This window comes from Candidatus Dechloromonas phosphoritropha (assembly GCA_016722705.1).
In the GTDB taxonomy this organism is placed as follows: Bacteria; Pseudomonadota; Gammaproteobacteria; order Burkholderiales; family Rhodocyclaceae; genus Azonexus; species Azonexus phosphoritrophus.
In genome coordinates this window covers 68,142-90,307 of the sequence record JADKGN010000001.1, presented here as the reverse complement: position 1 = coordinate 90,307, position 22,166 = coordinate 68,142, and the positions used below count along the sequence as shown (strand labels likewise).

Here is a 22,166-nt window from a genome sequence, read left to right as displayed (position 1 = left end):
GATTCAGCTGGCCTACCTCCTTCGCCTTTGAAAATCCCGCATCTCAAAGAATTTGAGCGAAATTTGCATGATGCGTCAGAAGCGATGATGCCGCATGAATAACGTCAGATATTACCTCAAACCGGCACACCAAGGATGCACGCGGCTATACGCTCATCCAATGCATCGACTACTGGCACCTCAGAAAATCTGGCCTCTACTACAACCAATGTGAAAGGGTGTTTGAGAAGATCAGCGTGCAGATCTCTCAGCAGCAATGGCCGCCGCCGACCGCGACGGTTTGCCAATTTGGCAAACCAGAGCGGACGAATCAAATCCAGCCAGTTCTCTGCAACCGATTCAAGATCCGGTCGATTACCATCCGAAATTGGCTCAGCCGCCTTGGCCAACGCATCCCAGCGTGCCGCTGTTTCGAGGTCGCTGTCTTTCTTGGCCCGCTTGCTGTATTGCTGCAATACATCCCGCATTTGTTCAAGGGCACGCTGCTTCCTGCGCGGCAAGAGCAACGGTTCGGATTGGCCTAATGCATTGAGAAACTTCCCTAACCAACTGCTGGCGTTTGCGTCCATGGGCATGTTCTCGACGCCCTCGCCCAATGACAGCCGCAAGCGGCTACAAATTGTTTCCAGTCGAACCTCTGGTACAGCGGCCAGATCGTCAAACAAGACCCATTTCGGAGCCCCGTGTTTGACCCCGGAAACGGCAAAGAAAGCCCAGGGCCTGTCTGAGCGAACGACGCCAACCCGCGACAGGACGCGAACAGAAACCCCCAGATACGCCTCATAAATCTCTGCAGGAATCAGATTCTGCCCACCAAAAACCAGGTCACGAACGGAACTAAAGGCGTCTTGAATTCCATCCCAGGGTTCGCTGGCGGCCGCTTCTGCCTCTCGTATCATTTCCGCTGGAGTAAGTGCCGATTCAGATCGCAATGCCCCCAACTCTTCAGGAAGCGGCATGTTCGAACCAAGTAAGGTTTCTACCGTCTGATAACGCTGAACAAAACGCTCGTCGGTGCGAATGGCAAACTCATCAGAATCGTTTGGCCACCAAGCCTGTATCGTGCTGTGAGGACTATCCATCCGATCAACGCGACCCACGCGTTGCTCAGCAATTCGAACGACGCTTGGCATATCGAGATGCACCACAGCTGACGCCCCCTGGAGGTTCAGGCCTTCGGACATGCTATCGGAGCAAAGCGCGATTCCCCGACCCTCGGCATCTCTACTGAAATTTTGCATTACTCGCTTCTTGCCGGACTGATTTCCCCCGGTGGCAACAAACACGGGCGCCCCAACCTTTGCGCCAGCCAGTTCGTTCTTGATGACCTCCAGGGTAATAAGATGGCTATCGAACGCGATGATTAAATCGTGCTGTTCAATGAGCATGCACAGCATCTGCGCCTTGGTCTTTTCCCGTCCTGGCGACATTCGTCCCAGCAGCTTCAGAATTTTCGTGTAATGGCTGATGTCATCCTCACAAGCAGCCCTGTACGCGTTTGGATCCACCAGCCAGACTGGAAGCTCGCAACTAAGATTGGTATCGGGAGGCGAACCCTCAAGTCGCGCCATCAGCTTGCCGATGAGGTTTCCGGTGTCGCCACTCTTGATCCGATCACGGATCCCATAGACTTGAAGCGCTTCAGCCGTTCCCTTCAAATGCTCGTGAAGCGCTGCCCGAGAGGATCGAAGGCGGGACATGACATTGTAGATGGACAGATGTTGTATGGCAGACAAGCGGCCGCGCAAATACATTTCATCACTCCATCCTTCCTTGCGGAACTGCTCGGGAATTTCAATGTTGTCTTCAAGCAGCGCCAGCCCCTTCAGTTTCTTCGCCAAGCCACGAATCTGAGCTGCCAAATCCCGATCACTGGCGGAGTCGTCGGTTTCATAGACCTGAGATTCGTGGATCGGGTAACGGCAAGGCTTGCCCGTGGCATCAACGTACTTTTCCGGTGCCCGATCAACCAGCGTATTGAGCATTCCCTTGGTCCGACGCAGGGTAAAACGCTGAATTTCCTTTCTGAGTGCCGACACTTCGTGTGGCGTCAGATTCTTTTCGCTGGCCCCCTTCCGCCGGGCCAATCCCTCAAGAACCTTGAGCGTATCGTCCTCCATATTGTCCGCACCGAGCATATCGACCAGACTCAGCAAGTCTGTCGCTCCCCGGTTGATGGGGGTTGCCGTAAAAAGCACAACGCTGTCGGCCATGTTGGCCAATATCTCCTGCGTTCGTTTGGAACCCAGATTGAGGAAGTTGTGTGCTTCATCAATGGAAAGGATCTGGGCGCGGCGCACCGCAGCAACGGTTTCCGCGTACCCCTGGCTATCCTTACGGCTGAGAACGCCATGTGACCTTGTCTGTAGAGGCAGCCCGCAGTTTGTCGCCTCTTTTTGCCAGGTGGGCTCCACCGCTGGGGGGCAAACCAATACGGATATATCTCGTCTTGCGTTGTGTCGTGCCCTTCCCTTGCTCCACATCCGATCAACCAGCGTACGGACCAGATGGGCACCCATACGCGTTTTTCCGGATCCCGTCGGATCGGCGACAAGAACGCTACCAATATTTTCAATGACCCACAGCGCCTGAGCGATGCCGAGTTGTTGCGACGGCCAGAGCCGGGTATCGCCAAGATCCAACTGGCCTTCAAGGTAACGGGCGGCCCATTCCCCTTCAAGCAATTCTGCACAAGCTCGTGCAAGCGCTTCCTGCCAGGTGACAACCCGCAACAGCTGTTCGAGAAGGGCAAGTAGTTCCTGGGTATAGTCAGTCCCGATGTTCCAATAGTTTTCAGCGATCAGGCTGGCTTCCCGAAATCGCTTTTTATCGTGTTCCCGCTGAAAGCGCGCATTGCATTCCAGTTGCCTGTCGAGCCCGTTTGCCGTGAAATTACTCGAACCCAAAGTGACTGCATCGGCACCGCAGTAGATTTTCGCGTGAAGGCGCCGCGACTCGCAATCCACAAATCGTGCTTCTATCCGGCCTGCGCGAATATGCGCCATGGCCGCAATGATGTTTGCGCTGTAATACAGTGAAACCCCGCGTTCAAGCCAGTAATCGCGGATTTCTTCAGGGAACGGCCTCCTTCTGAACGTAAAGCTTTTGGTTCTGGACTCAAATGGCTCGTTTCCCAAGACCAAACGAACCGATGTTTTGTCACCAACCACAACATCAGCCAGGAAACCAATGATGCGATCAATCGAAGCGTATCCGGTGACGATTAGCGGGGACGATGACCGTCGCAAATCATCCAGGACGATCCTTCCGACGCTTTCTCCTGGTCGATTGATGGGAAACCGCTCCGGATCGGGCCAGTCCGGCAGCACTCGAAGTCTTGCCTCGGCATCCCGGAACCCAACGTTGTCGAACAGCCCGGCTTGCTTAGGTGAATTCAAGATAATGTGTGCTCCCGTCACCTATGCAGCCGGCGGGAATGCAAGGCGTACCGCGCCGCCAGAGACCGGCAGAAACAGCCAGTACTCGATAACATCGACACCGGTTGCCATTGATACCCCCTGGCCATACGACGCCATCTGAGCTGCGTATTCCTTTGCCAGCTTTTCCCAATGTTCGGCACCGAGCGGGCTCGACTTGTGATCAATCAGAATCCAGCCCTTGGTCGTCCTGAGCAGCAAATCGATCCGTCCTTGCGTAATCTGACCGTTCGGCAAAACCGCTTGTACTGGGTACTCTGCATAGGCCTCAACCGTTCCCCAACGCGCTTCGATCCACCCGAAAAGCGCTTGGACCTGTTTCAGAACACCGCTCGCGGAAACCTGCTCGCTGACTCCATAGCCATTCAGGATTCGCTCAATGGCTTCATGGGTAATTTCTTTCGACGTGTCGGCAAAGGCAAGCGCAAAGCAGGCGTGTATTGCGGTTCCCAGGATCGACATATCATCAACGGACGCGATCGGAATTCTGTTTCCAATACGCAGCTTTTCTTCCACGATGACCGGGAGGGCCTCTGCGCTCGACGGATTGAATACCAAAGGAGCGCGTGGGGACTGAACATCGGGCGACTCAAACCAGAAAAGACTGTCGTGATTTCCCTGACCAGCATCTGGAAGATCAACCGAGGGCTCCAGGATCCAGTTTGTGGCAGCAATCGATCCACCGTCAGCAAGCATGATTTCATTCTTGCCGTCAGCCGGCAGTAGCCACGGCGCAGCTACCGTATCCAGCCATTCGCCGCTTGGCTTGCGCTGGGATCGCGCAAGGATCACCAGATCACGCGCTCTGGTCATGCTGACATAGAGGAGCCGTTTGCTTTCTTCAATCGCTGCGGCCCTGAATTTATTGGCGGTTTCGGTCAATGCAATGTCATCGGCCACCCCCACCCGCCCCTGCTTTCCGAACGGCCAAGGCCAATAGCGGACAAAGCGTTCTTTGAGTGGTGCATTGATATCGATACCGTTCCGTGAGAGTGCAGTAATCGACCAGAGGCGATCCCTGATGTTCGCTGTCAGATCGGTAAGCACAACAACCGGCCATTCAAGACCTTTTGCAGCGTGGTGGGTCATCACCTTGACGGCGTCAATAGCTGGTTCCGCCAAGTAGTCCAGTCCATCAGCAGCGATTTCACCAAACCAGATAATCAGACCCGAAATTGACGCCGCATGTTGCCCACTACGACAAATATCCTCGTACTGCGCGGCGAGCGAAAGAAGCTCTTCAAGGTTTGCAAGACGTACCCGCGCAACGGAATCGTCCTGCTTCCAACGTAGCACGATGGATGGAAGGTCACACTCGGCAGCAACCGTTCGCAACGCCTCAACCGGCGTCAGGAGCGGCAACTTGCCTCGCATGTTGGCAAGTTTGGTCACCAGCGGATGACCCGCGTTTTCTTTACCGTCTCCTTCCATCCAGCGATCGGATTCGCCATCAGTTGCAAGATAGTTCAGCCGATCCACAACCCAGACTTCAGGATCTTTACCATCAACCAACGACACGATTTCTGCCGTCGCAACCGTATCGGAAGAATCATTCAGGCGACGAAGGCAAGCAAGAGTCAATCTGGCCTCCGGCGTCCCGAGCAGCCCCGGTTGTGATGTCGCAGAAGGAATGCCGCGCAGACTCAGGTTTAAGGCAATGTCATCCACACCAGTGTTGGTTCTGGAAAGAATTGCTATATCCCCAAATCGGACACGGCGTAAAGTCTTCAGGTCTTTATCAAAGATCTGATAACCGGAATCAAGGAGCTTAAGAATTCCTGCTGCCAGGGCCGATTTCTCTTCCGTCAAATTCTTGCCGCCGAGCAGCCAGTTCGCGAAAGCGGGCTCACTTAACCCCTCCGCCGCGTCGGAACGCTGTGCCTTGAGTTCGATTTCTTCAGGGCTCAAAGCCTCTTGGAATGCCCCCTTGAATACCGCATTCACAAGAGCCACCAGCGGCGGCCGCGAGCGCCAGGAGGCCGCGAGCATTTCTTTCTCCCCGCCCATCTCAGGGAGTGCTTGAAGAATTGCTTCCATTAATGCCGTGTCACTGCCCCGGAATCCGTAGATTGCCTGTTTGACATCACCGACCCAGTAAATGGACTTGGCAAATTGGGCAAGCTTGATGAACAGGGCGAGCTGAATCGGGCTGGTGTCCTGAAATTCATCCACAAGAAGAAGATCAAGTTCGTCACGCAGTACGTCAGCGACACTTTCGTTGTTCAGCAGTTTCAGAAGCAAATGCTCCTGATCAGCAAAATCGAGCACACCAAGCTCTCGTTTACGATTAGCGTAGATGGCCAATGCATCGGCACACAGTCCGAACATCTGCGCCAGATAGTTGCGGATGTCCTCATGCAAAGCTGGATGTTCAGCAAATCTGCCGGCCACATCATTGATCGTCTCAGCTAGTGGCTTAAGTGCCACCTCGGGCAACAACTTGGAGAGCTTCACCCAGTCGCTCCAGCTTGCGTAATTTCCGTGCAATGACCGCTCCATGATGCGTACCTGAGCAAGATAAGCAGCCGTATTTTTCTTTTCTCCGGCTTGCGCCTGGGCTACCAGTGCCGGCAGGGCTGCGCTGATCGCAGCAAGCAAATCCGCAGAGAGATCATTTTTGCTCGGTTTCGGAAAATGACTAAGCAGATCTGCGGCATTTTCCCCAGCAAATCCTCGAAGAAGCTCAGGAGAGATGTCATTCGCCCGCGCCTGATCGATCAAGCCCTTCAACTCACCCTGCCAAGCGTTCTCTTCATCTAGGCCAAGCCTTCGAACTACCCGCAAGAAATCGGCAATCGCCGGCCCATCCAGAACTGCGTCAATAGATTGCTTGATCAGCACCCTGGTCTGCCCCTCTTCCAGAACCTGCTGCTGGGTAGCCAAGCCTGCCTCAAATGCAAAGCGTTCAACCAGGGCACCGCAGACGCCATTGATTGTGCCAATACGGGATTGCCCCATGGCATTTGCCAACCGATAGTCGCCATGCTCGAGAAGATGAGAGCGAACGCGCTCACGAAGTTCGGTTGCCGCTCTCTTGGTGAAAGTTGTTGCTATGACCCCCGATGGCCGGACTGCACCTGATGTGAGTTGTTCATGGAGAATCTGCGTCAGGCGATAGGTCTTGCCGCTCCCCGCACCGGCACTGACAAAATGAATCTTGCCGGTCATGGTCACTCCCCTTCCCATCCGGCAAGTGCCCGGTAATCGTTGTAGTCTGGATTCAGGTATTCCATCGCCAATGCATTGTCCGGGGGAATGGAGTCCTCTGTTTTAGAAATGCCGTCAAGGGCGACCTCAAACATCCCCTTATCGAACTGGGTCTGCCGCCATTTCCGGGTCTCGATGAATCGCTGCCATAGTTGGGCCGTATTCTCGTCGCTAGCCTTGCGAACAACTTCGGCCGAGGGAAACCAGTCCGGATCAGTTGTGAATAATCGGCCCCGATCAAGGATGAAATACCCGACAATCGGCCAGAAAGTGAATTTTTGCCTCAGAAGTTCCGCGTAGATCGCGAGCTGAAGATGCCGGTTTTCCCGAAGCTTTTCACGATATTTATTTACCCTAGATTATTTCATGTCGATGACCGCGTGGCTTCCGTCGCCCTTCTCCAGAACCAGATCGGCGAAGCCGGTCAGCTCACCTCCCGGGTAAGTTCCTTCGAGAGACATTTCGGGATAGACCTTGGTGACCTTGGCTCTGGCCATCTGCTGCCGAAGCTCAAGAAATGATTGCTTTAACTTGACCCGAAGCCCTTCGAGATCGCTCCGCCGGCCAGGCATCAGCAACACAGCACCCTCCTCGGCAACCAAACGATTGAAGTTCGTCTCGAACCATTGATCAAAGGCTGCAGCATTAGCGATCAGCGCATCCGCGCGCAGGAAGTAAACCTCCACCAGATCGCGTGCGAGGTTGCCCAACAGAAGAAAATCTCCGGCAACCGAAAGGATTGTTGAGGCGCGAAGCTTTGCCGGATATTGAAGTAACCAATGATATGGATTGAATACCTGCTTTTCGAGGCTGGAGAATGAATCCTTGTCTCGCATCGCTATCGAGATGTTCTTCGGAAGACGCCAGAATCGCTTCTTCCCGGGGAGGGGTTGATGAGAAACCGGCATCATCCCCGCATTTGGCCGGGTAAGCGCCTCTTCCAGCGTTGTGATCGGAACATCATCGATCATGGCCTCAATCATTTGCCAGACTGGATGGACTTCTTCCTCTTTTGGCGGAAGCACGAGCACCAACTCACTTCGGGCCGCCATGATCGGGCGCAGCCATTCGTCGGCGGCAAAATCAAGCAGCGACGAGACATCCGGCAATTCGACCCCGACCCTTGCCAGTTCCGCCATCTCCAGTTGAGACCACGGATACTGCCCTGGCAATGAAGGCATCCCCAGTTGCCACCAAAGTACCCGTTCGCAAGGCTCGATCGCAGCACCAGGATGCGTCACGGATAAGGCTGCACCGACTTCGGCCACATGAAGTGGATTGTCGCTTCCACGCGCAGCGGCTTGGGCAATCAGCGTTTGCAACTGGCGGGGCCGAATGGTCGTTGAGCCTTGCTCTTTAAGTGCCTTCAAGGCATCAGCCGCGGCACGGGACTGGCCGAACCCGGAATTGAAGGCAATCCGTGCCATACGATCAGTGTCGGCGAGCCGGCCCCGGAAATAGTCGCTCAGTGCCTCGACCCGATTGATCACCGCATCAATATCGGCGCCCGCTGTCTCGTCGTATCGAGCGTGTTCAACCCAGAATGCAATTTTTTTCCTTGTAGCCAGCGCTGCCTCGGACCCTGAACCACCGTAATGCGCATCAATTTTGTCAAGCAACAGTTCCCAACTCACCCCGCCAATGCCAGGCCTTTCAGCAAGCTTGCCGGCAAGCTTGTAACGAGCATAGCCTGGCACAGGACAGATGGAGTGCGTCAGAAACTGGAGTAATCCGTAGAAATTGAGCGGTTCCCATAGTGTCTCAAGTGCCAGCGGAAGAACCTGCAATGCCGGACGGAATGCGCTTGATTCCCGCAAGCCTTGCCGCGGGTAATCGGCAGATATGAGGATTCCATCGAGGCGCTCCCCATCCTGGGGCGCAACAAGAAGCGTATTGCAGCCGGTCTGCCCGACGCGATCAGCCAGCCAGCGGCCCGCCATGAAGCGGGTTTCTGCCTGAACAACACTTACCGTGCCATCGGATCGCCAGTTCAGCTTCGCGGGGGCTTTTCCAGTCCGCGCTATACGCAGGGCCTCCTGCAACTGCCCCAAAAATCCCGAGCCAGGCACTTCAGTTTCCTGAGAGTCGGAAACTCGTATAGGCAAATGCGATAGAACGTCACGCCAACGCTTGGGAAAAACCTCCAGGGGGTCAAACAGGACGACCTCTTCGATTCGTACCTTGCGGTTAAGTAGCGCATCAATGACAAGAGCCAGCCGCTCCCCAATGGAAGGCGCGACGTGGCCAGGCGCATGCCGCTCCACCTCTTCCATATCACGGATTCTGGCTGATGCTGAGGCTAGTATCTTTCCCTCCCAGCCATGGATGTACCAGGAGTCACGCCATGCCAACAAGGTGGCACTGGTTCCCAATTCGTCTGTCTCAAAGGCGCGGTGGTAGAAGCGATTTGGCTCATCGCACTCGCGCAAGCAATCACGATACTGAACGATTCGCTCGGATTGGCTTGCACGTAATGACGACAACCCAACTTGCGTTTCGAGAATATCCAGTAATCCCAGAGGCCCCACCGTGGCCTCCCCGATGCAGTTTCTGGGTTGCCAGCCACGCTGGCCGTCAAGGTGAAGTCCGAATCGAATTTTCATAAAGGGATACCTACCACCATCCGGCAGCCAAGCTGTCGATGGAGCCAGATGCAACTCTAGCCGGAGCATCCTCGTATTGACGGAATGCCATGGAGAAACCGGGACCGCCCTGAGCGAAGACGTTGAGCGCCTTGGCAATATCTTCGGCAAGCCAGTCGAATTTAAATGAGCGTTCTTCACCGCCGCGTGTTTTGTACTTATTCCAACTCGTCGGTCCAAGAATGGTCAGTTCGATCTCCTTGGCTGTAAATACGTCGTGGCAGCCCTCGCCATTCCACTTTTGTTCCTTGGCCTGCAAATACGCCAGCGAGTAACCCAGAATTTCGAAAGCGGCATAAAGCGGATTGTCGCTATCGGCCTTCAACTCGATAAAGGCGTATCGGTCGTTGCCGTTGAACCTGACAAGATCTATTGCACGTCGGCGATTCAGTCCATTTGGTTGAACGCCCGATGAGGTTGAAATCTGGCAAGTCCAAATTTGTGTATCCAGCATCGTGATTTCGCGCTCAAGTACCACCTCCTTGGATTCTGTCACGTGCTTTGGCACCGCGTCTCGCCAGACCCAGTTACTTCCCACTTGCTTCTTCCATCCGTCGCTGTTCAGCCCCTCGAAGAGGGGGCGAAGGGTGTCCGCTGTAATAACGCCTGGTCTTGGATTATTGGTCAAGTCGATTGCGAATGTCTTGGAGAGTCCGGCTCCCCATAGCGCTTTTACTTCGGACTCGTAAAGGGTGAAGATGCTTTCCATTTGGCTTCCTTGCTTGCGTTAAGGATGGCAGTTCCCGGAATTCTGATGCGCCCGTTGGTAGAGTGTCACAATATCTTCCACCAGAAAATGCAAATCGGATGGTTCGACCGCTTTGAAGCACACCTCAATTGATCCCATGCTTACGTCGACGTACTCCAAACCTGTGTTCCCAACCCGCTCCCCAGCACCTCCTCAGCGCTCGGCTCCCACATCTGAAAGAACGAGGGCTGCAGGCCCTTCTCGACAAACCCGGGCGCAACCCCCTGCCCCAGCAGGAACCGCTGCATTTCCCGATCCGTCTCCGATAGTCCTTCATCAGCCGTGCGCCAGTCGACGCCTGAGCGATGCAGACCAAACCGCGCCTGCTCACCCACAAAGCGCTCCCTGCCCCCGGCAAACACCAACACGCAGGCACTCGCGCAATCGGCACGCACGTAGGTATTGAGCCCCAGGTCGCGAACCAGCCGGGCCAGCGCAAATCCTTCTGCCGCCCGTCCACCCGGACTGTTGAGTTCGATCCCTTCGATACCCGGATACTTGCCGAGCAGGCGTTCGACCAGCAGCGTGCTGCCATAGCCCATCTCGCCCTCAAGCTGGAGACGCTTGCCGCCGGGCATCAGCAGCACCCTGGGTTTTGGATCCAGATCTGCTGCCATGGTCGCGAATTCCAGAATCGTGTATCGCCGGTCACGCTCGAGCGCCTGCCCGACGAAATACATGACCGCGACAGCCCCGGCCATCGCAAATCCAAGGCCCACCAACACCGATCGCTCGGCCTCGATCCAGCGCGGCGCGCTGCGCCAGACACCGACACCCCACCAGAGGGCTGTCAACCCAAGGGCGGAGAGCCATACGATCCAGATGATTGCGATCGCACGATAGTGATGGACGAGGTTGGTCGGGTTTGGTTCGTAAGTCACGAGTACGCCGACCAGACCGGCAATCACCCCGCCCAGAAAGGCGGATTGCATCAGCCCGTGCTCGCCGCGCCAGTGCGCGCGCCCATAGCGTGGAATGGCCTGGAGCATCGTCTGCCACCCGACACGCTGGCCTTCGCCGGATGATGCTTCCGCTTTCGCCGCTTTCTCGGGTGGATGGGCATATGGCTCGATTTCGTTGCGCTTCTGCTGCAGCGGCACCAGTTCCCGCTCCATCCAGCTCAGGAAGCGATTGACGGTCATCTGGTGGCTGCCGCTCCAGTGGCGGCGCACGATTTCCGGCTGGATGTAATAGGCGGGCAGCCGGGGATTGGCGCGCCGGAATCCCTTTGGATAGGCCCGCGCCATCCAGCCGTCGCTGCGGTCGAGGTCAAGCGCCCGACGGATGTCGTGGGCACGGATCCAGACCTGCCCCGCCCGGTCAGAGAAGGTGCGCAGTTCATGGCCGGCAAAGCCATAAACCGTTTCGCCGATGTCACGCCGGTCATGGCCGGTGACCGCCCGGCGGCCAATCATTGATGCCGCCTTGACTGCCAGCGCGCCACCCACCAGGACCGGTATCAGCGCGAGCGTCCAGCGCCATCCGAAAAGCATGGGAAATATCGCCAGGAGGAGCACCACGAACAACACACCCATGATCGACACCTTGCGGGTGAAGCTGTGCGAGGTTCGTTCGATCACCCGATAGCGGTGATTTGATTTCGCAAAGTCAGAAAGGTCGTCCATCGGCAACAAGCTCACTCATCAAGGGGCATCACGGTCGAGGCGACCGGCGCATGTTCAGATCGAGCGCGGACGCGATGCCGGCTCATTTTAGTGGGGGCGGCGCAGCCGCACCAATGAAGTCTTTGCATGGGACACATGCGCCCGGTTCAATCTTCTCCGACGTCGGCGTGCTTCGCCAGGGGAGCCAGCGGCTCCCCCTGTCCGCTTACGCCTTGTCGCCGTCAGTCCGCAGATCGAACTCGGCCTTGCCCTGCTGCTTCTTGCGCCGCAGGAAGCTCGGCATCGCTGCCTCCATGTCCAGGCTGGCCAGCGCCTCCTCCTTGGCCGAGAGCCGCGAGTTCATCTTGCGTGCGGAATACATTGCCCCCTTGCTGAAGCGGGCGCTGTCCCGTACCTTGGCGAGGTCGGCCATGCCTTGCAGGATTTCCATCACCCACGGATGTTCGGCAAAGCGCTGGCGGGCGACCTCGATCATCCGGGCGATGGCTTCCCAGTCACCCTGCTCTGCCGAGCGGCGTGCTTGGTCGAGGAAGCGGCCGGCCTCGAGTTCGGCCTGACGGGCAAGCACCAGCGGATCGGCGAGCAGCGCATCCCAGGCCTGCGGCGAGAGTGCCGGCAGCACCAGCCGCGCATCGGGAATGGCGATCGGCACGCCGTCCGGCGAGGTACAGGTCACCTCGGCCTGCAGCAGTTGGATTCCGGCATCGAGCGCCATCCCGGCGGGGATCTCGAGGTCGACCAGCGCCCAGGCTTCGGCGCCAAACGGGATGTCGGGCAGACGGATCATCGGGAAACCTTCACGGGCTTCCACGGGGTAATCGTTGATCAGGGTCATCTTGACGCCGGCGGGTGCTGCCAGCGACAGGCGGACCTGGCGGGCGCAGAGGCTGGAGATGAAGTCGAACTCCTCGGCAAAGGGCTCAAGGAGATCGGCGGCGGTGTCGCCGTAGTAGTGATTGCCGCCTCCACGCTGTGCCATGCGGACCATCAGCTCTTCGTTGAAGTCACGCCCGAGGCCGTAAGTCGAGGTGGTGACGCCCTGCTCTGCCGCCGCTGCACAGAGGGCGGCAATCTCGGCACTACCGGTGGTCTCGCCGACATTGGCATTGCCGTCGGAGAGCAGGATGACGCGAGCCAGTGCGGCATTGCCGGCACCGGGCAGGATGGATTCCATGCCGGCCTTCCATCCGCCATGAAGGTTGGTCGATCCTCCCGAACGGATATGAGAGAGTGCTGCATAGAGCGTCTTGCGGTCACCCACCGGCCGTGCCGGCACCATGACGTCGACGCGGTCATCGAAGGACACCAGCGAGGCGAGGTCGGTCGGCGCCAGACGATCGATCATGTGGCGGGCGCAGCGCACGGCTTCGAGCAGCGGTTCGCCCGACATCGATCCGGAGCGGTCGATGACCAGGGATAGCTGGTACGGCTTGCGCACCTTTTGTTGGGCCGGATCGGCATCGGGTGCCTGGACACGAACCAGGACGGGCAGCTTCTGGGCCATGCCGAGAATCAGCGCGGGCTTGAGCGGGACAATCAGGACTTGCGGGGAATTGTTGGCGGGCATTGGATCTCCTGTTCGCTCGGCGTCATTGCCGGGACATGCCATCCAAGATACCGGGTGACAGGCTCATGGGATGCGCCAGCGGGATCTTTCGCTGGTTTTTCTGATCAATCACGGTCATTCCCCTACTCTTCCTCCGCCATCTCAAAGGTAACCCGCACAACAAAGGAAGTGCCATGGCCGATTTGTCCTCCATAGAACGCCGCAAACTGGAACGACTGCTCCGCATGGGCAGCGGCTACGTGCTCGATTTCTCTGACCGCACGTTCAGCGAGTTCTTCGAGGAGCACACGCGCCGTGACATCGATGCCACGGTCTACCGCGAGCGTGGCACTTCCAAAGCCAACCGCTTACGCGGATTCTGGGTGGTCGAAGGCAACCATCTGGTCGGCAAAGTCATCCAGGCGCTGATCTTGTACGGTCAGACTGAGAACATGGTGCCGACCGGCGTGCTGACTGGCCAGATCACTATGGTTTTCGCCACCGTATTACTGGGTTTATGGAGTGCCACCCAGTGGACGGCGGCGGCACTGGGATACCAGATGCGCCTCGGTGCGCCGTGGTTCGACCTGCTGGGCTCGCCGATCTATCACCCGTGGCGGCTGTTCGAGTGGTGGTACTTCTTCGATGCCTATGCGCCCGACATCTTCCTGCGCGGCGGTGCCATCGCAGCGTGCAGCGGCTTGGCCGGTGCCATGGTGGCCATCACCATGTCGGTGTGGCGCGCCCGACAGTCCAAGCTGGTCACGACCTACGGTTCAGCACGCTGGGCGCTGCCCTCTGAAATCCGCCGTTCCGGGCTGACCGGCCCTGCCGGCGTTTTCCTGGGCCGCAAAGATGGCGACTACCTGCGCCACGAAGGTCCCGAGCATGTGATGGCCTTCGCGCCCACCCGCTCCGGCAAGGGTGTCGGCCTGGTAATACCGACGCTGCTTTCGTGGCCCGGCTTCGCCGTGATCCACGACATCAAGGGCGAGAACTGGACCTTGACCGCTGGTTGGCGCGCGCGCTTCTCTCACTGCCTGCTGTTCAACCCGACCGATGCGAAATCAGCCGCCTACAACCCGCTGCTCGAAGTGCGGCGCGGCATGCACGAAGTACGCGACGTGCAGAACATCGCCGACATCCTGGTCGACCCCGAAGGTGCGCTGGAGCGGCGCAACCATTGGGAGAAAACTTCGCACGCGCTGCTGGTCGGTGCAATCCTGCATGTGCTCTACGCCGGCGAAGACAAAACGCTGCGCGGCGTCGCCAACTTCCTGTCCGATCCGGCCTGCCCGTTCGAGGTGACGCTGCACCTGATGATGACGACGCGACACCTGGGCGAAACAACGCACCCGGTTGTCGCATCGGCGGCACGCGAGGTGATGAACAAGAGCGACAACGAACGATCCGGTGTGCTGTCCACTGCGATGAGTTTCTTGGGGCTGTACCGCGATCCCACCGTGGCCGAAGTCACCTCACGCTGCGACTGGCGTATCGCCGACTTGATTGATGCCGATCAGCCGGTGTCGCTGTACCTGGTGGTGCCGCCCTCGGACATCAGCCGCACCAAGCCGTTGATCCGCCTGATTCTCAACCAGATCGGGCGACGCCTGACCGAGTCACTCGATGGTTCAGACGGCATTGCCCGTCGCCATAAGCTACTGCTGATGCTCGACGAGTTCCCGGCACTGGGACGGCTCGACTTCTTCGAGTCCGCCCTGGCCTTCATGGCGGGCTATGGACTGCGTGCATTTCTCATTGCGCAGTCGCTCAACCAGATCGACAAGGCCTATGGCCAAAACCACTCGATCCTCGACAACTGCCACGTGCGTATCGCGTTCGCCACCAACGACGATCGCACGGCCAAACGTATTTCCGAAGCATTGGGCACCGCGACCGAATTGCGCGCGCAGCGCAACTACGCGGGCCACCGGCTGGCCCCGTGGCTCGGTCACTTGATGGTATCGCGGCAAGAGACGGCACGACCGCTCCTCACGCCCGGCGAGGTCATGCAACTGCCGCCCGACGACGAGGTGGTGATGGTGTCCGGTCATCCACCGATCAGGGCGCAAAAAATTCGCTACTACCTGGATGCGAATTTCAAGACGCGCATGCAGGCGCCGCCACCGTTGCAACTCGGGCACTACGCCGATGCACCGCCATTGCGGCGGGACGATTGGACCGGACTGGCGATACCTGCCGTACCGATTTTCGGCTTGGTCATCCCCGCGCACGGCGAGGCCATCGACGACGGTGGCCACCAGCAGCAGCCGGAACTGGCCGAAGTCGTGTTCACGCCGGAGTCCGAACACGCGGTGGACGACCTGGGCCTGTTCGATGACGACGACTTGTCGTTGCCCACCCAGCTCAATCCACGCCTGCAACGCACGGCGCGGCTGGCAGCACTTGACCCTGATGACGGGATATCCCTATGAGCCGCACACGCCTGAACCTTTTCATCGAGCACGAGCACGCCAAGCGGCTCGACGAGCTGGCGGCCGTGAAGGGCTTGTCCAAGTCATCCATCATTGCCGCTGCGCTGGCCTCGTTCCTGTCACCCGACTCCGGCGACCAGCGTGAAGCCGCCATCGCCAAGCGATTGGATCGACTATCCCGCCAGCTCGACAAACTGGAGCGGAATCAGAACATCCTGATTGAGACACTGGCGCTCTACGTGCGCTACTTCCTGACCGTCAGCACCCCGGTGCCGGAAGCGCATCAGGAAGCGGCACGCGCTCAGGGCCGCGCACGCTTCGAGCAGTTTGTCGAACAGCTCGGTCGGCATCTACTGCGCGGGCGCAGTCTGGTCAAGGACGTGGTCGAGGAAATCCAGCCCGACCCTAGCCAGTTCTTCGGCCAGCAGGAAAACGTTCGCGCCGCAACGCCTGCCGACGAAGCTGGGGGAGCGCCATCATGAGCAACCCGCTGCGCGATCAGGGCTTGTCGGCTTCGCTGGCGCTGGAACGTCGCGTGCGCATGCTGCGCACGGCGATGGGGCCGGACATCGCCAAGGCCTTGAACGACCCCGACGTGGTGGAAGTCATGCTCAACCCAGACGGTTCACTGTGGATCGATCGACTGAGCAGTGGACGCGAGCCGCTGGGTGTCAGCCTCACGCCCGCCGACGGCGAACGCATCATCCGGCTGGTCGCCGCCCATGTGCGTGCCGAAGTGCATGTGGGCAAGCCGCTGTTATCCGCCGAACTGCCCGAAACGGGCGAACGTTTCGAAGGCGCATTACCGCCCGTGACGCCGGGACCGGTGTTCGCATTGCGCAAGCGCGCGGTCAGCCTGATCCGGCTCGACACCTACGTGGCCGACGGCATCCTGACCGAGGGGCAAGCGGCCCTCCTGCGGAGCGCCGTGCGCGAGCGCCAGAACATCCTGATTGCGGGCGGTACCAGCACTGGCAAGACCACGCTGGCCAATGCCCTGCTCGACGAAATCGCCGCCACCGGCGATCGTGTGATCGTACTCGAAGACACGGTGGAGCTGCAATGTACGGCACTCGACCACGTTCCGCTGCGCACCCGTGCCGGTGTCGTGACCATGGCCGAGCTGGTGCGCTCGACCCTGCGCCTGCGGCCGGACCGCATCGTCGTAGGCGAGGTGCGCGGCGCCGAAGCGCTCGACCTGCTCAAGGCCTGGGGCACCGGCCATCCGGGAGGCATCGCAACCGTCCATGCCGGTTCCGCAGCGGGCGCGTTGCTGCGGCTGGAACAACTGATTCTTGAAGTCGCCGTGACCGCACCACGAGCCCTGATCGCCGAGGCCGTGAACGTCATCGTCTACATCGCCGGTCGCGGCCATGCGCGCCGCGTGCAGGAAATCGCCCGCGTCACCGGCTTCGACAGCCACGGCTACCAGCTCAGTACGGAGCTGATGCCTTCCTTCCCCTCACTTTCATCAACGCCCGGAGAACCGTCATGACACTTTCGCACACTTCCGCAAATCCGCTTCTGCACAACGCCCGGCTTCAGGTCGCTATGCAGATCATCGTCATGGCGGCGCTGTTGCTGTGCGTGGCGCTGCCTGCACACGCAGCGGGTTCTAACATGCCGTGGGAGGCACCGCTGCAATCGGTGTTGGAGTCCATCCAGGGACCGGTGGCCCGCATCATCGCGGTGATCATCATCATTACCACCGGCCTGACACTGGCGTTTGGCGACAGCAGCGGGGGCTTTCGCAAGCTGGTGCAGATCGTCTTCGGCCTGTCGATCGCGTTCGCCGCGTCCTCGTTCTTCCTGACCTTCTTCAGCTTCGGCGGCGGAGCAGTGATCGCATGAACGCGCTGTCTGCTGACGCACCTGGCTTTGAAGTGCCGCTGCATCGTTCGTTGACCGAACCCATTTTGCTCGGAGGCGCACCGCGCACGGTGGCGATTGCCAACGGCACGCTGGCCGCTGCGGTCGGTCTCGGGTTGCAACTCTGGCTCCCCGGTCTTGCGCTGTGGATCGTCGGGCACTCATTGGCGGTGTGGGGCGCGCGCCTGGATGCGCAGTTCATGGCGGTTTTCGCTCGACACATCAAGCACCGCACGCTGTTGGACGTTTGAGGCAAAGACCATGATGCACCTTGCCGAATACCGCACACGCCCCGCTCTGCTAGCAGACTGATTACCCTGGGCTGGGCTGGTCGCTCCGGGTGTCGTACTCAACAAGGACGGTTCGTTCCAGCGCACGGCGCGGTTTCGCGGGCCGGACCTGGACAGCGCGACACAGGGCGAACTGATCGCCACAGCGGCGCGCTTGAACAACGCGCTGCGCCGGCTCGGTTCGCGGTACAGGAACGTGCCCGCGAGGTGCGTCGACGCTTCCAGGGAGACGGCACGCCCTACACGCCGACCACCGTCAACTACTACGGCAACTGAGAACTCGACCATGAAAGCCCTTCTCACCGTTGCCGCCTGCACCCTGCTACTTGCCGCGTGCAGCAAGCCAGCATCCACCGAGTCCGTCGAATCGCTGATGGCCAATCCCGAACGACTGAAGGATGTCCGCGCCCAATGCAAGGCCGACCACGCCAAGGCCGGTGATGCGCTATGCACCATGGCGGCCGAGGCCACGCGGCGGCGCTTCATGGGCAGCGGCACACCGTACACGCCGGCGCCGCCGGCTACGCCGCGTTCCGCGCCGAAGGATTGAGCCATGAACGACTTGTCGGTCATCGACCACTTCCTCGATGTCTTCTCGCGCTACATCGACTCGGGCTTCGGGTTGTTGCACGGCGAAGTGGCGTTTCTCACCGCCACGTTGGTGGTGATCGACATGACGCTGGCCGGACTGTTCTGGGCCATGGGCGGTGAAGATGTCATCGGCAAGCTGATCAAGAAGACGCTGTACGTCGGTGCCTTCGCTTTCATCATCGGCAACTTCAACAATCTGGCGGGCATTCTGTTCCGCTCCTTTGCCGGGCTCGGGTTGGTGGCGTCGGGTTCGACGTTGACGCAAGCGCAGTTTCTGCGGCCCGGGCTACTGGCCAAGGTCGGCGTCGATGCAGCGCGGCCCATCATGGCGCAGATCAGCGACATGACCGGCTTCCCGGAAGTGTTTGCGCACCTCGATGTCATCACGGTGCTGTTCCTCGCCTGGCTGGTGGTGATCATCAGCTTCTTCGTGTTGGCGGTGCAGCTCTTCGTCACGCTGATCGAATTCAAACTAACTACACTCGCGGGCTTCGTGCTGGTGCCGTTTGCGTTGTGGAACAAGACGGCATTTCTGGCCGAGCGGGTATTGGGCAATGTCGTTTCGTCGGGCATCAAGGTGCTGGTGCTGGCGGTCATTGTGGGCATCGGCACAGGATTGTTTGCACAGTTTCAGGTGCCGCCCGGCACCGAGCCATCCATCGACCTGGCGCTGACCATCATGCTGGCCTCACTGGCGATGCTGGGACTGGGTATCTTCGGGCCAGGGATTGCGACCGGGCTGGTGTCGGGCGCACCACAGCTCGGCGCTGGCGCTGCGGCCGGAACGGCGCTGGGTGTCGCTGGTTTGGCGGTGGCCGGTGGCGCCGCTATCGCAACAGGTGGCGCAGCGGTAGCAGCGGGTGCGCGCATGGTGCCGGGCGCCGCGCGCGCGGCGATCGGTAGCGCCGCTTCGGCCGGCCGCGCGACCAGCTCAATGGCAAGCGGTGCAAAATCCGCTTACCAGGCCGGTGCGGCGGCATCAGGAGGTAGCGGTGTTCGTGCTGCCGGCGCGGGCCTCGCTAATGTGGCCAGGAGCGGTGCCGGTGCTGTCGGCCAGCGCGTCGCAGCCGGTGCGAAAGCGGTCAAAGACCGCGTAGCGAATTTCGTCGCGGAGGCTGCCGCGCCTGCGGCGGCAGCCGGCGCTACCGATTCGGCCGAATCGACTGACGCCAAGCCCCCTGCGGGCGAACCTGGCTGGGCCAAACAAATGCGGCGCAAACAGCAGGCAAGCCATGCGGTCTCGACGGCGGCGCACACGCTGCGTTCAGGCGACCACGGTGGTAGCGGCGCCAGCCCGAGCCTGCGTGATGACTCCAACACCTGACCCGAACCCTTGAGGAGATAAATTCATGCTATTCAAACGACCCCAGGTGCGCTACTCAGAAACGCCAGAGCCTGTGACCCCCTACCAAGCCGCCGCGCAGGTCTGGGACCAGCGTATCGGCAGTGCCCGCGTGCAGGCGAAAAACTGGCGCTTGATGGCCTTCGGCTGCCTGTCGCTGGCATTGCTGATGGCGGGCGGTCTGGTATGGCGCTCAGCACAATCCATCGTCACGCCCTATGTAGTGGAAGTGGCCGCCGGCGGCCAGGTGCGCGCGGTCGGCGAAGCGGCCACGCCGTACAAGCCGAACGACGCACAGATCGCCTACCACTTGGCGCGCTTCCTTACCGACGTGCGCTCGCTGTCGATCGATCCGATCGTCGTGCGCCAAAACTGGCTCGAAGCCTACAACTACACGACGGACAAAGGTGCGGCCACGCTGAACGACTACGCACGCACCAATGATCCATTTGCGCGCATCGGACAGACCTCGACGGCGGTGGAGATCACCAGCGTGGTTCGCGCCAGCGAACCGATTGATGCCACGACGTTGATTCCGCACATGCTCGAAGCGTTCATGGCGCGGGATCGTGGCTTCAAGAAGAGCAAGGCGAAGTGATTCACAACCACGCCGCGCGAGCGCAATCGAAATACGCTCATGCACGCCTGAGCGAGTTTTCAATAGATGCTGGAAAGATCACCATCACAGGGCCGCATTTATATCGGCCGTTGCAATGCACTCAGCAACCGCCCTCCTGATGGAGAAGATCATGAACAAAGCAGATCGAAGTCTGCAGGCCGCGAGGTCGAACAACGACACTGATGCAAATGACCTGCACGGCATGCCGCTACCACGACTGATCACGATGAATACCTTACCGTTCCGACGTACGATCCGCCGTCCCGAGTTGCGACAGATCGTGCCGCTGGCCGACACCACGATCTACGACATGGAACGGCGCGGTGAATTTCCGCGCAGGTTCAATCTGACCGCACGCTGCGTGGTGTGGGATTTGACGGAGGTAGAGGCATGGCTCGATGCGCGCCGCCAAGCCTCCGACAGTGCTCAGTTAAAACGAGCCCCTTCGCCGGACGTGCGTCAACGCAAGCGCCGCCCCGTCAAAGCTACGCCTGTGTCGTAATGATCTTCATCGACGGGGGCAGCAATGTCGGGGTGTGCGATTCGCCGGCCACCCACGCGTCAACCATGTCGGCCCACTCTTGCAGCATGTGGCGGCGCTGCTCGGCGTATTCGGCCTTGTTGTAGACACCACGCGATGAGCGGCCATCTTCGTGGGCAAGGCACTTCTCGATCCAGTCACTGTTGAAGCCCAGCTCGTTGAGGATGGTCGAACCGGTGCGGCGCAGGTCATGCACCGAGAAACTTTCGATTGGCAGACCCTTCGCTTTCGACCGTTCCACGACTATCTGCGCGACACGGTTCAGCGTAGCGTTCGACATGCACTTGTCTCCGTCATAGCGCGAAGGCAGCAGGTATTTGGAGCCACCGGCGCAGGTGCGCAGTGCGATCATGATATCGAGCGCCTGCTGCGACAGATAGATGTTGTGGGCCTTGGCGGCCTTCATGCGGGATTTTGGGATAGTCCACAGTGCATTTTCGAAGTCGATCTCATCCCATGTCGCGTGGATGAGTTCACCTTTGCGCACCAGCGTAAGCAAGATCAGACGCAGTCCCAGTTTGATGGTCGGGTACGAAGCGACGTACTCCAACTGCTTGAGCATGATGCGTATCTCAGACGGCGACAGCGCTCGATCCCGTGGCACGAAAGTGGCGATCGACGATGGCCCAACATTGTCGGCAGGGTTAGCCACCTTCTCGCCGTGCAGGATGGCAAAACCGTAGATTTGCTTGATGATGTCGCGGACATGGATTGCCGTTGCTGGCGCTCCCCTGCTCTTCACCTTGTTGCACAGATCGCGCAGGTCGTCAGGGCTGATCTCGCTCAGCAGGCGACTCTTGAACACAGGCAGAATGTCCCGGTCAAGGATGCTCTTGCGCATCGACCGCGTGCTATCGGCCATCCGGGCACCCACGTACCACTCGTCGGTAAATTCCTGGAAGGTTTTGGCTTCCGACAGGCGCCGTTTCTCTCGCTGCTTTTCCTGCGCCGGGGACTGTCCTTCCGAAACTGCCCGCTTCGCGTCGATGCATTTTTCGCGTGCACGCGCCAGCGACAGACCGCCTGGCCCATAGCGGCCAATCGTCAGCGTCTCGCGCCTGCTATTGATCCGGTAGTCATAACGGAACGTGACGGTACCCGCCGTCGAGACCGTGACATACATGCCGTCCCTGTCCGTCACCTTGTAGGGCGCGTCCTTGGGCTTGAGGTTCTTCAGTGTGGTATCAGTCAGCATTGGTGCATCCGCCTGAGAACGGCAATTTTACCGTCAACGGATCGAAAGACACAGGATGCTCTGAAACCCGCATGAA

General features: G+C 59.3%; 16 protein-coding genes. 9 read left to right on the top strand and 7 right to left on the bottom strand.

Annotated elements, in window-relative coordinates:
- Positions 1-116: 116 nt before the first annotated feature.
- The 6 genes from IPP03_00385 to IPP03_00360 all read right to left on the bottom strand — a co-directional run bounded on the left by IPP03_00385 (position 117) and on the right by IPP03_00360 (position 13,226).
- Positions 117-3,398: a helicase gene (locus IPP03_00385; protein ID MBL0351239.1), complete on the bottom strand. Its 3,282-nt coding sequence runs from the start codon at positions 3,396-3,398 to the stop codon at positions 117-119.
- 21 nt (positions 3,399-3,419) lie between these two features.
- Complete coding sequence (locus tag IPP03_00380) at positions 3,420-6,605, bottom strand: UvrD-helicase domain-containing protein (protein ID MBL0351238.1); 3,186 nt, start codon at positions 6,603-6,605, stop codon at positions 3,420-3,422.
- A 398-nt stretch (positions 6,606-7,003) separates the two neighbouring features.
- Positions 7,004-9,247 (bottom strand): PD-(D/E)XK nuclease family protein, encoded by a 2,244-nt coding sequence (locus IPP03_00375; protein MBL0351237.1) that lies wholly within the window; start codon positions 9,245-9,247, stop codon positions 7,004-7,006.
- Between the two features lie 10 nt (positions 9,248-9,257).
- Positions 9,258-9,995, bottom strand: a complete 738-nt coding sequence (locus tag IPP03_00370; protein MBL0351236.1) for a hypothetical protein — start codon at positions 9,993-9,995, stop codon at positions 9,258-9,260.
- Between the two features lie 140 nt (positions 9,996-10,135).
- Positions 10,136-11,659 carry a hypothetical protein gene (locus IPP03_00365; protein ID MBL0351235.1) on the bottom strand — a complete coding sequence of 508 codons (1,524 nt, stop codon included), beginning with the start codon at positions 11,657-11,659 and terminating at the stop codon, positions 10,136-10,138.
- A 205-nt stretch (positions 11,660-11,864) separates the two neighbouring features.
- A complete protein-coding gene (locus IPP03_00360; GenBank protein ID MBL0351234.1) occupies positions 11,865-13,226 on the bottom strand; it encodes a VWA domain-containing protein in 1,362 nt (453 codons plus the stop codon).
- A gap of 431 nt (positions 13,227-13,657) precedes the next feature.
- On the opposite strand from IPP03_00360, the gene IPP03_00355 reads away from it, so the two are divergent.
- The 9 genes from IPP03_00355 to IPP03_00315 all read left to right on the top strand — a co-directional run bounded on the left by IPP03_00355 (position 13,658) and on the right by IPP03_00315 (position 20,856).
- Positions 13,658-15,643 carry a conjugal transfer protein TraG gene (locus tag IPP03_00355; protein ID MBL0351233.1) on the top strand — a complete coding sequence of 662 codons (1,986 nt, stop codon included), beginning with the start codon at positions 13,658-13,660 and terminating at the stop codon, positions 15,641-15,643.
- Positions 15,640-16,125 carry a CopG family transcriptional regulator gene (locus IPP03_00350; protein ID MBL0351232.1) on the top strand — a complete coding sequence of 162 codons (486 nt, stop codon included), beginning with the start codon at positions 15,640-15,642 and terminating at the stop codon, positions 16,123-16,125. The genes IPP03_00355 and IPP03_00350 overlap by 4 nt, the downstream gene beginning before the upstream one ends.
- On the top strand, positions 16,122-17,138 hold the full coding sequence (gene trbB / locus IPP03_00345) for a P-type conjugative transfer ATPase TrbB (protein MBL0351231.1): 1,017 nt from the start codon (positions 16,122-16,124) through the stop codon (positions 17,136-17,138). Before IPP03_00350 ends, trbB begins: the two co-directional genes overlap by 4 nt.
- Positions 17,135-17,494 (top strand): TrbC/VIRB2 family protein, encoded by a 360-nt coding sequence (locus tag IPP03_00340; protein ID MBL0351230.1) that lies wholly within the window; start codon positions 17,135-17,137, stop codon positions 17,492-17,494. Before trbB ends, IPP03_00340 begins: the two co-directional genes overlap by 4 nt.
- Entirely contained in the window at positions 17,491-17,763 is a 273-nt protein-coding gene (locus IPP03_00335; protein ID MBL0351229.1) for a VirB3 family type IV secretion system protein, read from the top strand. Before IPP03_00340 ends, IPP03_00335 begins: the two co-directional genes overlap by 4 nt.
- A gap of 325 nt (positions 17,764-18,088) precedes the next feature.
- Positions 18,089-18,352, top strand: coding sequence for an EexN family lipoprotein (locus IPP03_00330; GenBank protein ID MBL0351228.1), 264 nt, complete (start codon positions 18,089-18,091; stop codon positions 18,350-18,352).
- A 3-nt stretch (positions 18,353-18,355) separates the two neighbouring features.
- On the top strand, positions 18,356-19,717 hold the full coding sequence (gene trbL, locus IPP03_00325) for a P-type conjugative transfer protein TrbL (protein ID MBL0351227.1): 1,362 nt from the start codon (positions 18,356-18,358) through the stop codon (positions 19,715-19,717).
- Positions 19,718-19,742: 25 nt separating this feature from the next.
- A complete protein-coding gene (locus IPP03_00320) occupies positions 19,743-20,333 on the top strand; it encodes a DUF2274 domain-containing protein (GenBank protein MBL0351226.1) in 591 nt (196 codons plus the stop codon).
- A gap of 139 nt (positions 20,334-20,472) precedes the next feature.
- Positions 20,473-20,856 carry an AlpA family transcriptional regulator gene (locus tag IPP03_00315; GenBank protein MBL0351225.1) on the top strand — a complete coding sequence of 128 codons (384 nt, stop codon included), beginning with the start codon at positions 20,473-20,475 and terminating at the stop codon, positions 20,854-20,856.
- Here IPP03_00315 and IPP03_00310 read toward each other — a convergent pair.
- Positions 20,840-22,090 carry a tyrosine-type recombinase/integrase gene (locus IPP03_00310; protein MBL0351224.1) on the bottom strand — a complete coding sequence of 417 codons (1,251 nt, stop codon included), beginning with the start codon at positions 22,088-22,090 and terminating at the stop codon, positions 20,840-20,842. The genes IPP03_00315 and IPP03_00310 overlap by 17 nt on opposite strands.
- Positions 22,091-22,166 lie beyond the last annotated feature (76 nt).